This window comes from Palleronia pontilimi (genome assembly GCF_016412875.1).
GTDB classification, from domain to species: Bacteria; Pseudomonadota; Alphaproteobacteria; order Rhodobacterales; family Rhodobacteraceae; genus Palleronia; species Palleronia pontilimi.
The window spans coordinates 70,931-84,135 of sequence record NZ_JAEKPD010000015.1 but is presented as its reverse complement, the minus strand read 5'-3'; the positions used below and the strand labels follow the sequence as shown (position 1 = coordinate 84,135).

The following is a 13,205-nucleotide window of genomic DNA, read 5'->3' as shown; positions in this document are numbered from 1 at the left end:
CCATCGTGACCGAGGCCTGCCATTGACCGCATCGGGTGAACGGGTCGCCTGGATCGACCGCGCGCGCGGCGCGGCGCTGGTGGCGATGATCGTGTTCCATTTCAGCTTCGATCTGTCGCTGTTCGGCCTCGTGGATTGGCAGGTCAGCGGCCAGGGCGGCTGGCGGCTTTTCGCCATGGCCATCGCGGCCAGTTTCATCGCGCTGGCGGGCGTGTCGTTGCAGATCGCGCATCAAGGCGGCATCCGCTGGCGCGGCTTCTGGCGGCGCGAGGCCATTCTGGTCGCCGCCGCGGCAGCCGTGACCGTGGCCACCCATTTCGCCATGGGCAGCGCGGTGTGGTTCGGAATCCTGCACGCCATCGCCTTGTTTTCGCTTCTCGCCCTGCCCTTCGTCTTCGCGCCCACCTGGCTCGTCGCCGTCGCTGCCGCCTTCACCCTTGCCGCGCCGCGGTTCCTGACCTCCGAGCTCTTCTCGCATCCCGTGTTCTATCCGCTGGGCCTGTCGCCCACGCGGCTCTACGCGCTGGATTACGAACCGGTCTTTCCCTGGTTCGCGCCCATGCTCGTCGGTCTGATCCTGGCCCGCACGGCGCCCTTGCCCCGCGCGAAGCCGGTGCAGGATCTGCTGGCCCGCATGGGGCGCCATTCGCTGGTGATCTACCTGGTCCACCAGCCGATCCTGATCGGATTGGTGCTGCTCTATACCCGGATCGCGCCAGTTTAGAATGGTTCCAACTCCTTGACAGCGCGGCGGCGCATCCGCATATCGGAAGGATCACACCGACCCCGGAGCGCGCCCATGTTCATCCAGACCGAATCCACCCCGAACCCGGCCACGCTGAAATTTTTGCCCGGCCAGACCGTGCTGGAAACGGGCACCGCCGATTTCCCCACGCCCGAGACCGCCGATACCTCGCCCCTGGCCACGCGCATCTTCGCCGTGGACGGCACGACGGGCGTGTTCCTGGGCAACGATTTCGTCACCGTCACGAAGGACGACGCGACCGAGTGGGATCACATCAAGCCCGCGATCCTGGGCGCGATCATGGAGCATTTCCAGTCCGGCCAGCCCGTCATGGCGGGCGGCGCCGACCAGTCGGGCGGGCATGCCGCGCATGACGGTCCCGACGGGGAAATCGTGGTCCAGATCAAGGAATTGCTGGACACCCGCGTGCGACCGGCCGTGGCGCAGGACGGTGGCGACATCACCTTCCACGGCTTCGAGCGCGGCGTGGTGTATCTGCACATGCAGGGCGCCTGCGCGGGCTGCCCGTCCTCGACCCTGACGCTGAAGATGGGAATCGAGAACCTGCTGCGCCATTACATCCCCGAGGTGATCGAGGTGCGCCCGGTTGCCTGACCGGTCCAACGTCCTGGCGTTCGACACATCGGCCGCGCATTGCGCGGCCGCTTTGCGTTCGGGCGGCGCGCTGGTGGCCGAGATGCAGGAAGACATGGCCCGCGGACAGGCCGAGCGGCTGATGCCCCTGCTCGAGGAACTGCTGCGGCGGTCGGCCATCGGCTGGCGCGATCTCGACGCGCTGGCGGTGGGGATCGGTCCGGGCAATTTCACCGGCCTGCGCGTGGGCGTCGCCGCCGCGCGGGGGCTGGCGCTGGGGCTCGGGCGGCCCTGCCATGGCGTGTCGACCTTCGACCTGGCGCTTGGCGGCAACCGGGGCGAGGCCGTTCTGGTCTGCCTGCCCGCGCCGCACGACATGGCCTATGTCCAGCCGTTCTTCCGGGGGCGTGCTTCGGGCCCGGCGCAGCTGATCGACCCCGCCCGCCCCCCGCAAGATCTGCAGGCGCCGTCCGGCATGTCGGTGACGGGCCCGCTGGCCGAAACCGTGGGACGGCATTTCGAGTGTTTCGTCGATCAATCCGACGAGGGTCCCGTTGCCCCGCGCATCGCCGAGATCGCGGAACACAGGCACCGCGCGGGAGAGAGGCCGGATAGACCCGCGCCGCTTTACGTGCGCCCGCCCGACGCGGCCCCCGCGCGCGCCGTGCCGCCGGTGGTATGAGCCCCCGCGACCTGGCCCGGCTTCACGCCCGCGCCATGGCGATGCCGCCGCCGTTTTCCGAGACTGCCTTTCACGACCTGCTGGCCCATCCGGGCGCGCTGCTGCTCACCCGGCCGAACGCCTTCGCGCTGGGCCGGGTGGTGTTGGACGAGGCCGAGCTTCTGACCATTGCAACGCATCCCGAACATCGCGGCCGCGGCTTGGGGCGCGCCTGCCTCGACGCCTTCCACGACGCGGCCCGGGCGCGTGGCGCTGCGCGCGCCTTCCTGGAGGTGGCGGAAAACAACGCCGCGGCGCGGGCGCTTTACGCCGCCGCGGGCTATGACCACCTCGGCACGCGGCGCGGCTATTACCGCGAACCCGATGGCGGCGCGGTGGATGCGCTGGTGCTGGGGCGCGATCTTTGACCCTGACCACACGTCATCTGCCCGAATCGCGGTCAACTGCCCGCGCGCGCGGCGTTTCATCCACAATCCCGACTTGATTCTCGGGCAAGCCCGGCCCTTAATCGCGCCAGTCGCGGGGGCCAGAGGGTCGCCCGAGGCCGCAAGGGCGCAAACCGCCACGGCCGCAGGACACCAACATCAGGGAGACACCCCAATGACCACCATGAAAACCCTTCTCGGCGCCGCCGCCACCACCGCGCTTTGCGCGGGCGCCGCACTGGCCGAGCCCGGCCTGATCATCGATCTGGGCGGCAAGTTCGACAAATCCTTCAACGAATCCGCCTATACCGGCGCGCAAACCTGGGTCGAGGAAACCGACGGCGACTACATGGAGACCGAGCTTGCCTCCGAAGCTCAGCGCGAGCAGACCATGCGCCGGATGGCCGACCGGGGCGCCAACCCGGTCGTGGTGCTGGGCTTCGCCAACGGCTCGACGCTGGAGCAGGTGGCACCCGACTATCCCGACACCAACTTCGTCATCGTCGACATGGTCGTGGAGCAGCCCAACGTGCAGTCGGTGGTCTTCGCCGAGCACGAGGGCAGCTATCTGGTGGGCCTGATGGCGGCCATGGCGTCCGAGACGGGCACCGTCAGCTTCGTGGGCGGCATGGACGTGCCGCTGATCCGCAAGTTCGCCTGCGGCTATGCCCAGGGCGCCAAGGCCGCCAACCCGGACGTGACCGTGATCGCCAACATGACCGGCACGACGCCGTCGGCCTGGAATGACCCGGTGAAGGGCGGCGAGCTGACGAAATCGCAGATCAGCCAGGGCTCGGACGTGGTCTATGCCGCGGCGGGCGGCACCGGCGTGGGCGTGCTGCAGGCCGCCGAGGACGAAGGCATCCTGGCCATCGGGGTGGACAGCAACCAGAACTACCTGCATCCGGGCACCATGCTGACGTCGATGGTCAAGCGCGTGGACAACGCCGTCTACGATGCGTTCAAGAACGCCGAAGCGGGTGAACTGCAGACCGGCATCGTGGTCAAGGACCTGAGCAATGACGGCGTGGGCGTCGCCATGGACGAGTTCAACGCCGAGCTGGTCAGCGACGAGATGATGGCCGCCGTGGAAGAGGCGAAAGCCGCCATCGTCGCGGGCGAGCTCGAGGTGCACGATTACACCAGCGACGACAGCTGCCCCGTGCTGGACTTCTGATCGGCTGAAACGACCGGCCCCCGCGTCCTGCGCGGGGGCCTTCCTGTAAGGATTGGGGGCAGCTTAGCGATGACGGCACCGGCCATCGAACTCAAGGGCATCTCCAAGGCCTTCGGCCCGGTGCAGGCCAACAAGGACATCGCCATACGCGTGATGCCCGGCACCATCCATGGCATCATCGGCGAGAACGGCGCCGGGAAATCCACACTGATGTCAATCCTTTACGGCTTCTACAAGGCCGACAAGGGCGAGATCTTCATCCGTGGCCAGAAGACCGAGATCCCCGATAGCCAAGCCGCCATCGCCGCCGGGATCGGCATGGTGTTCCAGCATTTCAAGCTGGTGCAGAACTTCACCGTGCTGGAAAACATCGTGCTGGGCGCCGAGGAAGGCGCGTTCCTCAAGACATCGCTTGGCAAGGCCCGCAAACTGCTGAAAGAGCTGTCCGAAGAATACGAGCTGCACGTGGACCCCGATGCGAAGATCGAGGATCTGGGCGTAGGGATGCAGCAGCGGGTCGAGATCCTGAAGGCGCTCTATCGCCGCGCCGATATCCTGATCCTGGACGAGCCCACGGGCGTGCTGACCCCCGCCGAGGCCGACCACCTGTTCCGCATCCTCGAAGGGCTGAAGCGCGAGGGCAAGACGATCATCCTGATCACCCACAAGCTGCGCGAGATCATGGAGACGACCGACACCGTGTCGGTCATGCGGCGGGGCGAGATGACGGCGACCGTGAAGACGTCCGAGACCAGCCCGCAGGAACTGGCCGAGCTGATGGTCGGCCGCGAGGTGTTGTTGCGGGTCGAAAAGAAACCCGCGACGCCGGGCGACGTGGTGCTTGAGGTCGAGAACCTGAAAGTCGTGGACGGCTCGGGCGTGGAACGTCTGCGGGGGATATCGCTGAAGGTGCGGGCGGGCGAGATCCTGGGCATCTGCGGTGTCGCCGGGAACGGCCAGTCCGAGCTGCTGGAAGTGCTCGGCGGGATGCGGGTGGGCACCGGCAAAGTCACGGTGAACGGCCAGCAGATTGACCTGACCGGCACCAAGTCCGACGCGCGGACGCGGCGCAAGCGCGGCATCGCCCATGTCCCGGAGGACCGCCAAACCGAAGGTCTGATCATGGATTTCTTCGCCTGGGAAAATGTCGGCTTCGGATACCACGACGATCCGCGCTACCAGAACGGATTGATGATGGATAACAATGCTTTGCGCGAGGATGCTGAAGCGAAGATCAAGAAGTTCGACGTGCGCCCGGCCAATTGCTGGCTGACGGCCAAGAATTTCTCGGGGGGCAACCAGCAGAAGCTCGTCATCGCCCGCGAATTGGAGCGCAATCCAGACCTGCTGCTGGTCGGCCAGCCCACCCGCGGCGTCGATATCGGCGCCATCGAGTTCATCCACGAACAGATCGTCGCCCTGCGCGACGCGGGCAAGGCGGTGCTGCTGGTGTCGGTGGAGCTGGATGAAATCCTGTCGCTAAGTGACAGGATCGCCGTGATTTTCGACGGGCGCATCATGGGCGAGCGGTTGCCGTCTGAGACCGACGAGCGCGAGCTGGGGCTGATGATGGCGGGCATAACGGACACCGACAAGGACCATTCGGTCAAGGACATCGAGGCCAACCTGGCGAAGGCAGGCGGGGGATCGCGCTGATGGACAAGCTGCCGAAATGGGCCGACGTGGCGCTGATCCCGGCGATCAACCTGGTGCTGGCGCTGATCGTGTCGGGCGTCGTCGTGACCTTCATCGGCCAGGACCCTTTCGAGGCGCTGGCGATCATGGTCAAGGGCGCGGTCGGATCCACCTATGGCTGGGGCTATACGCTGTATTACGCCACCAATTTCATCTTCACAGGGCTTGCCGTGGCGATCGCCTTTCACGCGCGGCTGTTCAACATCGGCGGCGAGGGGCAGGCGCAGCTGGGCAGCCTGGGCGTCGCGCTGGTCTGCCTTTCCGTGCCGTGGCCGCACTGGACCCTGGCCCTGCCCGCCGCCATCGTCGGCGGCGCGCTGTTCGGCGCGGCCTGGGCGGCGATCCCGGCCTACCTGCAGGCCAAGCGCGGCAGCCACATCGTCATCACGACGATCATGTTCAATTTCATCGCGTCCGCCCTGCTGGTCTATTTGCTGGTCTCGGCGCTGAAGGCCCCCGGCATGGCGCCTGAGTCGATCCGCTTCCCCGAGGGCGCGCGCCTGCCCACCGCGCGCGAGGTCTTCGGGTTCATCGGCATCGATTTCGCGCGCACGCCGATGAATGTCAGCTTCGTGGTGGCGCTGTTGGCCTGCTGGGGGCTGTGGCTGCTGCTCTGGCGCACGCGGCTGGGATACGAGATCCGCGCCTTCGGCCATTCGGAAAGGGCCGCCGTCTATGCGGGGATCAGCCCGGTGCGGATCACCATGATCGCCATGCTGATCTCGGGGGCGCTGGCGGGGCTGATGGCCGTCAACGCGGTCATGGGCGAGCAGGAGCGGCTGCTGCAGGACAACGTGCTGGGCGCGGGCTTCGTCGGCATCGCGGTGGCCCTGATGGGCCGATCGCATCCTGTGGGCGTCTTCATCGCTGCGGTCCTGTTCGGCGCGCTTTACCAGGGCGGCGCCGAGCTGGAGTTCGAAACGTCCGTCCCGCGCGAGATGATCGTCGTGATCCAGGCGCTGGTGATCCTGTTCACCGGGGCGCTGGACGGCATGGTGCGCGGGCCGTTGGAAAAGATGTTCCTGCGGTTCCGCAAACGGCCCGCCCCGGGGGTGGCCGCGGAATGAATTACCTCGACCTGGTCCAGATCCTCGACAGCACGATCCGGCTATCTACGCCGCTGCTTTTCGCGTGCCTTGCGGGGCTGTTTTCCGAGCGCTCGGGCGTGTTCGATATCGGGCTCGAGGGCAAGATCCTGATCTCGGCCTTCTTCTCGGCCGCCGTGGCCGCGCTGACGGGATCGGTCTGGTTGGGGCTCGGGGCCGGGATCGCGGCGTCAGTGGTGTTCGCGCTGATCCACGGGCTGGCGTCGATCACCTTCCGGGGCGATCAGCTGATTTCAGGCGTGGCGATCAACTTCCTGGCCGCCGGCATGACCGTGCTGATCGCGCAGGACTGGTTCGCCCAGGGCGGGCGGACGCCGCAACTGTCGGGAAGCGCGCGGTTTTCCAGCATTGATCTGCCCTTCGCCGACGCCTTGCGCGACGTGCCGCTACTGGGCCCGCTTTATGCCGAGGCGCTGTCGGGCCACACGATCCTGGTTTACGCGGGGCTGCTGGCCGTGCCGCTGACCTGGTATGTCCTTTTTCGCACCCGCTTCGGGCTGCGGCTTCGCGCGGTGGGCGAGAATCCCGGCGCGGTGGATACGGCGGGCGTCAGCGTGGTGCGGCTGCGCTATGCCGCTGTGCTCATCTGCGGCGTGCTCTGCGGGATGGCGGGCAGCTACCTGGCCACTGGTCTCGCGGCGAGCTTCACCCAGAACATGAGCGCCGGGCGCGGCTTCATCGCGCTGGCCGCGCTGATCTTCGCCAAGTGGCGACCCTGGTACGCGCTGGGGGCCTGCCTGCTGTTCGGCCTACTGCAGGCGATTTCCAACCGCTATTCGTCGATCGACCTTGTCGTGATCGAGATCCCCAACGCCTTCGTGCTGGCCCTGCCCTACATCCTGACCGTCGTGATCCTAGCCGGCTTCGTCGGCAAGGCCACCCCGCCGCGGGCGGGTGGCGAGCCCTACGTGAAGGAGCGATAGGATGTCGCGCGCCGCGGACGACATTGCGAAATTCATCCGCGACCGCGCGGGCGATGCGCCCGTGCGTCTGGGCCTGATCCTGGGCTCGGGCCTGGGGCACCTGGCCGAGCAGGTGGACGGCGTCGCCATCGACTACGACCAGTTGCCAGATTTTCCCCACGCGGGCGTGTCCGGCCACAGCCCCAAGCTGGTGGTGGGCGAGTTGGAGGGCCAGCGCATCGCGGTCTTCGGCGGGCGCGCGCATTACTACGAAAAAGGCGATCCCGCCGCCATGCGCCTGCCGCTGGAGGTGCTGAAGGCGCTGGGGGCCGAAGGACTGATCGCCACCAACGCGGCCGGGTCGCTGGACCCCGACATGCCGACCGGCAGCGCCATGCTGCTGAGCGATCACATCAACTTTTCCGGACTGAACCCGCTGATCGGCGAGCCCACCGATGCGCGCTTCGTGCCCATGACCGACGCTTACGATCCCGATTGGCGCGCGGCGCTGAAAGACGCGGCCGCGCGCAGCGACACGGCCTTGCATGACGGCGTTTACGCCTGGTATTCCGGCCCCTCGTTCGAGACCCCGGCCGAAATCCGCGCGATCCGCACGCTGGGCGCGGATGCGGTCGGCATGTCGACGGTCCCCGAGGTGATTTTGGCGCGCTTCCTGGGACTGCGGGTCTGCGCCATCAGTGCGATCACCAACATGGCCGCGGGCCTGAGTTCCGAGCGGATCGGGCACGACCACACCAAGAAGATGGCACCGCTGGGCGCCGCCAAGCTGGAAGCGATCCTGAGGGCCTTCTTGCGGGCCTTGTGACGAAACAGGCCGCGGCAGACTAGCATTTTTTCCAGGAAGATGATTTGACAGGGGAAAGCCCGCGGTAAGGGTCCCCATGCAGATCTATCTTCCCATTGCCGAAGTGTCGGTCAACGCGTTCCTGTTGCTGGGATTGGGCGGGCTGGTGGGCGTGCTGTCGGGCATGTTCGGCGTGGGCGGCGGTTTTCTGATGACGCCGCTGCTGTTCTTCATCGGCATCCCCCCCGCCGTCGCCGTCGCGACCGAGGCCAACCAGATCGTCGCGTCGTCCTTTTCGGGCGTTTTGGCGCATCTGCGGCGCAAGACGGTGGACCTGCGGATGGGCACGGTGCTGCTGGTGGGCGGACTGATCGGCGCGGGTCTTGGCGTCTGGATCTTCAACATCCTGCGCTCGATGGGTCAGGTCGATCTGCTGGTGAAGCTCTGCTACGTGCTGTTCCTGGGCATCATCGGCGGGCTGATGTTCATCGAGTCGCTGAACGCGATCCGCAACACCCGCAAGGGCAAGCCGCCCAAGCGCAAGCACCATACCTGGATCCATGCCCTGCCCTTCAAGATGAAGTTCCGCACGTCGGGGCTGTATATCTCGGTGATCCCGCCGCTGCTGGTGGGGCTCAGCGTCGGCGTGCTGGCCGCCATCATGGGCGTGGGCGGCGGCTTCATCATGGTGCCCGCGATGATCTACCTGCTGGGGATGCCCACGAAGGTCGTGGTCGGAACGTCGCTGTTCCAGATCATCTTCGTCACCGCCTTCACCACGCTGCTGCACGCCACCACGAACTTCACGGTCGACATGCTGCTGGCCGTGCTGCTGCTGATCGGCGGCGTGGTGGGCGCGCAGGTGGGCACGCGGATCGGGGTGCTGATGAAGGCCGAGCAATTGCGCATCCTGCTGGCGATCATGGTGCTGCTGGTCTGCGGCAAGCTGGCGCTGGACCTGCTGCTGCAGCCGTCCGAGCTCTATTCCATCGGGACGGCAGGCCATTGATCCGGGCGTTGCTCATCCTGCTGGCGCTGGCCCTGCCCGCCAAGGCCGAGGACCTGGTCGCAGGCCTGTCGCAATCGCGGATCTCGATCTCGGCCAATTTCGACGGCTCGGAAATCCTGATCTTCGGCGCGGTGAAGCGCGACAGTCCGATCCCCGAAGGCCAATTGGGGATCATCGTCACCGTCGAGGGCCCGAAGACGCCGTTGACGGTTCGGCGCAAGGACAAGCAGGCGCTGATCTGGGTCAATTCGGCCGCGGTCGAGATCGACCGCGCCCCGAGCTTTTACGCGGTCAATACCTCCGGCCCGCTGGAACAAGTGTTGAAGCAGACATCCGACATGCGCCACTCGATCACCGTGCGCCGCGCGATCCGGTCGGTGGGCGCGCCGATGGACATCCAGGATCCGACGAATTTCACGGATGCGCTGATCCGCATCCGCGAGGCGCAGGGCCTCTACCAGCAGAATGTCGGCGCGGTCGAGATCGAGGACCAGACCCTGTTCAACACCTCGGTGGCGCTGCCCGCCAACCTGGTCGAGGGCGACTACACCTCGCGCATCTACCTGACGCGCGAGGGCCAGGTGATCGCGGAATACGCGTCCAGCATCGACGTGGCGAAGGTGGGGTTGGAGCGGTTCCTGTTCACGCTGGCCCACGACCAGCCGCTGGCCTACGGGCTGCTGTCCTTGGCGATCGCCATCGCCGCGGGCTGGGGCGCGTCCGCGGTGTTCCGGTACCTGCAGGGCTAGGGGCCGGAATTCTCGAGAATTCCGTCACGTTTTCCTCCAGGAAAACGGCACTAGGCCGGGTCGTCGCGCTGCAGCGCCAGGGGCGGTGCGGGCGTATCCAGGTCGTCGATCCCCAAGGGCTCGGTCGGGCGGGCCAGGCGGTTGCGCATCACCCAGAAGAGCCGCGTCTCGGCCCGGGTGATCGCCACGTAGGCGAGCCGCTTCCACAACGGCACGCCCGCTTCCATCCGGCCCACGCGGGCCGCCGCGAAAAGGTCGGGCGCGAAGACCTGCACCTCGGGCCATTGCGAGCCTTGGGCCTTGTGAATCGTCACCGCCGCCCCGTGCAGGAAGGTGGCGCCCATGCGCGCGGCGAAGGGGATGAAGGGCTCGTCCTCGTCCGGCATCTCGATCTTGACGATCGAGGCCACGTTGACCTGCGGATCTGGCGCGCCGACCACGTGCAGCTTCGAGAAACCGGGACGCGAGCCTTCGCCGCGATAGATCACCTGCGCGCCCTTGATCAGGCCGCGCGCTTCCAGGTCGATGCGCTTCTTGCGGTGCTTGAGCGGCAGCTCGATCCCGTCGCAGATCAGCGGCTCGCCGGGCAGAAGCGTGTCCGACGGGGCCGAATAGGCGGCGCGAAAGGCGTGGATCAGCCGGATCCGGGTGGCATTGCGCCAGACCAACACCGGGCTGCGGGCCATCTTCGCTGCCTCGACCCGGCCCGCCATGACGACGCGGTCGTCCTTGCGCGATGCGTCCTCGACCATGCGCTCGAACGTCTCGAACGTCAGATCGGGATCGGCCAGCGCGTGGGCCAGGTCCAGGATCGGGTTGTCGGCGTCCTGGCGGTGCACGCGGTTCAGATGCGCGATCCGGTCCTTCGGCAGGTCGTCGAAGACCATGCTGCCCGATTGCTGCACCGGGGCCAACTGGGCCGGGTCGCCGAACAGGATCAGCGTCGGAAAGATCTCGCACAGATCCTGGAACTGCTTCTTGTCCAGCATCGACGATTCGTCGACCATCCCGATATCCAGCGGCTCTTCGCGGCGTTTCCAGCCGGTGATGAAGTCCGATCCGCGCAGACCCGCTGCCGCCAGCGCGCCCGGGATCGAGTTGTTCTGCTGGAAAAAGGCATGTGCGCGGTCGAGCGCCAACTCTGACAGCCCTTCGATTGTGGGCCGGTCGCCCTGCCCCGACAGCCATTCGGCGATCTTTTCGTATTCGGGGTCGTATACGGGGGTGTAAAGAATGCGGTGGATCGTCGTGGCGGGCACGCCGCGGGTGCGCAGGACGCTGGCGGCCTTGTTGGTGGGCGCAAGGATCGCGAGCGTGCGACGGTCCTTCTTGCGCCGCGATTCGTAGTCGCCCGACACAAAATCGACGCCCGCGTCCTTCAGCGCCTGGCTGATCTGCGCCAAAAGCAGCGTCTTGCCCGAGCCTGCCTTGCCGGTGATCGCCATGACAGCCGATTTCCCGTCGGCCAGCGGAGTCGTGGCCGATGCCTCGATGTCGATACCGGCGCCGCGCAGAAGCTCGGCCACGCGGGTCTGCGCGTCAGCCTGGTCGGCGGACAGGATGGGGGCGGGCACGGCCATGCCCCTTCCCTAGCCCGACCCGCGGCCCTTGCCCAGATACGATCAGCCCGCCAAGGCCAGCGCCGCTTTCACGCCCGTGGGGAAGGCCGCTGCGAACCACTCGTGCAGCTGGTCCTGCGTCACGCCCGACCGCCGCATCAGCTTGTCCTGTGCGACCTGCGAGAATTCCCAAAGCCCCACGCCGATGGCATCGGCGCCCGTGCCCGACATCCCCAGCACGTCCGGCGTGCCGCCCAGAAGCTGGTAGACCCGGATCATCCGCGCGTCGAACACGCCGACGAAATGCTCGAGGTGGAAGTTGCGCAGGATCTCACCGCCCGCCAGCATCAGCGCGGCCGACACCGCCGGTTTGGCGTCTGGCGCAAGGCAGAACCGGGTGCATTCCCAGATCAGCGGCGAGGCAATCCGCACACCACCGGTCAACGACAGGAAATGCTCGTTGACCATGGTGCGTCCGGTGGTGGGCAGGAACCGCATCGAGCCGCCGTGGCGGCCGTCGGGTTGTTCCCAGATGACGTAGAGCGGGTTCAGGTCGTCGTACTGGTCCCGCTCCCACCCGTCGCGGTCGACGCTGACATCCCAGCCGAGGCGCTCGTGGAATTGAGTCGCGCGATCGCGGAACATGGTATCGGCCAGCCGGGGAAAGGCGTGCAATTGGTCGGCGTAAAGGAAACGGATCATCCGAAGGCTCCTATGTGAAACGTAATAGGAACATTTGGACAGGCTTGGTTTAACGACGGTTAATCACGCCGCACGGAATGGTTAACAAAGTCTGAATATCAGATGACGACCAGGCCGAGCTGCAGCGCGCGGGCCACCGCGTGGGTCACGTTGGCCGAGCCCATCTTGGCGCGCGCGCTTTCGATATAGACCCGCAGCGTGTGCTCGGAAATCGACAGGGTGTCGGCGGTCTGCGCGCGGCTGTAGCCCATGGCAAGGAATGTCAGCGCATCGATTTCACGCGGCGACAACGACACCTCGGGCGCGTCGCGATTGAAGCCGGTCAATTCCAGCGCCTTTTGATTGATGGCGTGGCCCAACAGGATCAGGCCGCGCCCGTTCTCTTCCGAAAACGCCGCCCAGGCTGCATCGTCGCAATTCATTGTCGCGGTGATATGGGCGAATTGACCGTTCGGCCCGCGGATCGGGATCGTCAGCCCTTGGGGCCCGATCCCGGCGGCATGGGCGTCTTCGGTCAATTGGCGCACGGACTTGTGGCTCCAGTCCAGGGCGGCCCAATTGACCGGGTGGAAGCGCTGATAGGCGGCTTTGACCACCGGGTCGATCCGCGCGAAATCCATGGCGATGTAGTGATTGCGCCACGAGCTTGGATAGGTGCCCGCCCCCAGAAGCTCGCCCTCGTGGTTTATCCAGTGATAGAGCAGGTGCTGCAATTGCAGCGCGTCGCGGACATCGTGCAGGATCGGCTCGACGGCCTCGATGGCCTTGGCCGTTTCGATACGGTCAATGAATCGTCCCAGAACCCGCTGTTTCATAGCTGACTTGGCTGCCACTCGCGCGCGCCTCGTCCGCGCCCAGCAATTCGGCGAGGGCGGTCATTTGAACTTCGTCGAGCTTCGCAGCCACGGCGCACAGATCATTCGCCTCCGCGAAAGACTTGAGATCAGTCAGGACATCCAGGAACCATTCGTTTTTCATCGTAACCCCCTTGGGCGTGCAGGCAACAGGAATTGCAACCATTGCGCGATCAGGGTGCGCAAAAAGTTAATGTTGTG

General features: G+C 66.3%; 15 protein-coding genes. 11 read left to right on the top strand and 4 right to left on the bottom strand.

Annotated elements, in window-relative coordinates:
* Positions 1 to 22: 22 nt before the first annotated feature.
* The 11 genes from ILP92_RS14485 to ILP92_RS14435 all read left to right on the top strand — a co-directional run bounded on the left by ILP92_RS14485 (position 23) and on the right by ILP92_RS14435 (position 9,889).
* Positions 23 to 724: a heparan-alpha-glucosaminide N-acetyltransferase gene (locus ILP92_RS14485; RefSeq protein ID WP_198917127.1), complete on the top strand. Its 702-nt coding sequence runs from the start codon at positions 23 to 25 to the stop codon at positions 722 to 724.
* A gap of 75 nt (positions 725 to 799) precedes the next feature.
* Positions 800 to 1,360 (top strand): NifU family protein, encoded by a 561-nt coding sequence (locus ILP92_RS14480; protein ID WP_198917126.1) that lies wholly within the window; start codon positions 800 to 802, stop codon positions 1,358 to 1,360.
* Complete coding sequence (gene tsaB / locus ILP92_RS14475) at positions 1,353 to 2,021, top strand: tRNA (adenosine(37)-N6)-threonylcarbamoyltransferase complex dimerization subunit type 1 TsaB (protein ID WP_198917125.1); 669 nt, start codon at positions 1,353 to 1,355, stop codon at positions 2,019 to 2,021. The genes ILP92_RS14480 and tsaB overlap by 8 nt, the downstream gene beginning before the upstream one ends.
* Positions 2,018 to 2,428 (top strand): GNAT family N-acetyltransferase, encoded by a 411-nt coding sequence (locus ILP92_RS14470; protein WP_198917124.1) that lies wholly within the window; start codon positions 2,018 to 2,020, stop codon positions 2,426 to 2,428. The genes tsaB and ILP92_RS14470 overlap by 4 nt, the downstream gene beginning before the upstream one ends.
* A 193-nt stretch (positions 2,429 to 2,621) precedes the next feature.
* On the top strand, positions 2,622 to 3,623 hold the full coding sequence (locus ILP92_RS14465) for a BMP family lipoprotein (RefSeq protein ID WP_198917123.1): 1,002 nt from the start codon (positions 2,622 to 2,624) through the stop codon (positions 3,621 to 3,623).
* Between the two features lie 69 nt (positions 3,624 to 3,692).
* A complete protein-coding gene (locus ILP92_RS14460) occupies positions 3,693 to 5,279 on the top strand; it encodes an ABC transporter ATP-binding protein (protein WP_198917122.1) in 1,587 nt (528 codons plus the stop codon).
* A complete protein-coding gene (locus ILP92_RS14455; RefSeq protein ID WP_198917121.1) occupies positions 5,279 to 6,385 on the top strand; it encodes an ABC transporter permease in 1,107 nt (368 codons plus the stop codon). The genes ILP92_RS14460 and ILP92_RS14455 overlap by 1 nt, the downstream gene beginning before the upstream one ends.
* Positions 6,382 to 7,347 (top strand): ABC transporter permease, encoded by a 966-nt coding sequence (locus ILP92_RS14450; RefSeq protein WP_198917120.1) that lies wholly within the window; start codon positions 6,382 to 6,384, stop codon positions 7,345 to 7,347. Before ILP92_RS14455 ends, ILP92_RS14450 begins: the two co-directional genes overlap by 4 nt.
* A 1-nt stretch (position 7,348) precedes the next feature.
* On the top strand, positions 7,349 to 8,152 hold the full coding sequence (locus ILP92_RS14445; protein WP_198917119.1) for a purine-nucleoside phosphorylase: 804 nt from the start codon (positions 7,349 to 7,351) through the stop codon (positions 8,150 to 8,152).
* A gap of 76 nt (positions 8,153 to 8,228) precedes the next feature.
* Complete coding sequence (locus ILP92_RS14440; protein ID WP_198917118.1) at positions 8,229 to 9,140, top strand: sulfite exporter TauE/SafE family protein; 912 nt, start codon at positions 8,229 to 8,231, stop codon at positions 9,138 to 9,140.
* 8 nt (positions 9,141 to 9,148) lie between these two features.
* Entirely contained in the window at positions 9,149 to 9,889 is a 741-nt protein-coding gene (locus ILP92_RS14435) for a TIGR02186 family protein (protein ID WP_235971452.1), read from the top strand.
* A gap of 50 nt (positions 9,890 to 9,939) precedes the next feature.
* On the opposite strand, the gene ILP92_RS14430 is transcribed toward ILP92_RS14435, so the two are convergent.
* The 4 genes from ILP92_RS14430 to ILP92_RS14415 all read right to left on the bottom strand — a co-directional run bounded on the left by ILP92_RS14430 (position 9,940) and on the right by ILP92_RS14415 (position 13,128).
* Complete coding sequence (locus ILP92_RS14430) at positions 9,940 to 11,469, bottom strand: ATP-dependent DNA helicase (RefSeq protein WP_198917116.1); 1,530 nt, start codon at positions 11,467 to 11,469, stop codon at positions 9,940 to 9,942.
* 42 nt (positions 11,470 to 11,511) lie between these two features.
* The gene (locus ILP92_RS14425) at positions 11,512 to 12,150 is read right to left on the bottom strand and encodes an acyl-homoserine-lactone synthase (RefSeq protein ID WP_198917115.1); all 639 of its coding nucleotides are present in this window, start codon (positions 12,148 to 12,150) and stop codon (positions 11,512 to 11,514) included.
* A gap of 98 nt (positions 12,151 to 12,248) precedes the next feature.
* Positions 12,249 to 12,965, bottom strand: coding sequence for a helix-turn-helix transcriptional regulator (locus tag ILP92_RS14420; protein WP_198917114.1), 717 nt, complete (start codon positions 12,963 to 12,965; stop codon positions 12,249 to 12,251).
* The gene (locus ILP92_RS14415) at positions 12,934 to 13,128 is read right to left on the bottom strand and encodes a hypothetical protein (protein WP_198917113.1); all 195 of its coding nucleotides are present in this window, start codon (positions 13,126 to 13,128) and stop codon (positions 12,934 to 12,936) included. Before ILP92_RS14415 ends, ILP92_RS14420 begins: the two co-directional genes overlap by 32 nt.
* Positions 13,129 to 13,205: the final 77 nt, after the last annotated feature.

Excerpts from the sequence above, each read along its gene's own strand:
- ILP92_RS14480 (WP_198917126.1), top strand. The coding sequence starts at position 800 with ATGTTCATCCAGACCGAATCCACCCCGAACCCGGCCACGCTGAAATTT.
- ILP92_RS14470 (WP_198917124.1), top strand. The coding sequence starts at position 2,018 with ATGAGCCCCCGCGACCTGGCCCGGCTTCACGCCCGCGCCATGGCGATG.
- ILP92_RS14465 (WP_198917123.1), top strand. The coding sequence starts at position 2,622 with ATGACCACCATGAAAACCCTTCTCGGCGCCGCCGCCACCACCGCGCTT.
- ILP92_RS14460 (WP_198917122.1), top strand. The coding sequence starts at position 3,693 with ATGACGGCACCGGCCATCGAACTCAAGGGCATCTCCAAGGCCTTCGGC.
- ILP92_RS14455 (WP_198917121.1), top strand. The coding sequence starts at position 5,279 with ATGGACAAGCTGCCGAAATGGGCCGACGTGGCGCTGATCCCGGCGATC.
- ILP92_RS14450 (WP_198917120.1), top strand. The coding sequence starts at position 6,382 with ATGAATTACCTCGACCTGGTCCAGATCCTCGACAGCACGATCCGGCTA.
- ILP92_RS14445 (WP_198917119.1), top strand. The coding sequence starts at position 7,349 with ATGTCGCGCGCCGCGGACGACATTGCGAAATTCATCCGCGACCGCGCG.
- ILP92_RS14440 (WP_198917118.1), top strand. The coding sequence starts at position 8,229 with ATGCAGATCTATCTTCCCATTGCCGAAGTGTCGGTCAACGCGTTCCTG.
- ILP92_RS14430 (WP_198917116.1), bottom strand. The coding sequence starts at position 11,469 with ATGGCCGTGCCCGCCCCCATCCTGTCCGCCGACCAGGCTGACGCGCAG.
- ILP92_RS14425 (WP_198917115.1), bottom strand. The coding sequence starts at position 12,150 with ATGATCCGTTTCCTTTACGCCGACCAATTGCACGCCTTTCCCCGGCTG.
- ILP92_RS14420 (WP_198917114.1), bottom strand. The coding sequence starts at position 12,965 with ATGAAACAGCGGGTTCTGGGACGATTCATTGACCGTATCGAAACGGCC.
- ILP92_RS14415 (WP_198917113.1), bottom strand. The coding sequence starts at position 13,128 with ATGAAAAACGAATGGTTCCTGGATGTCCTGACTGATCTCAAGTCTTTC.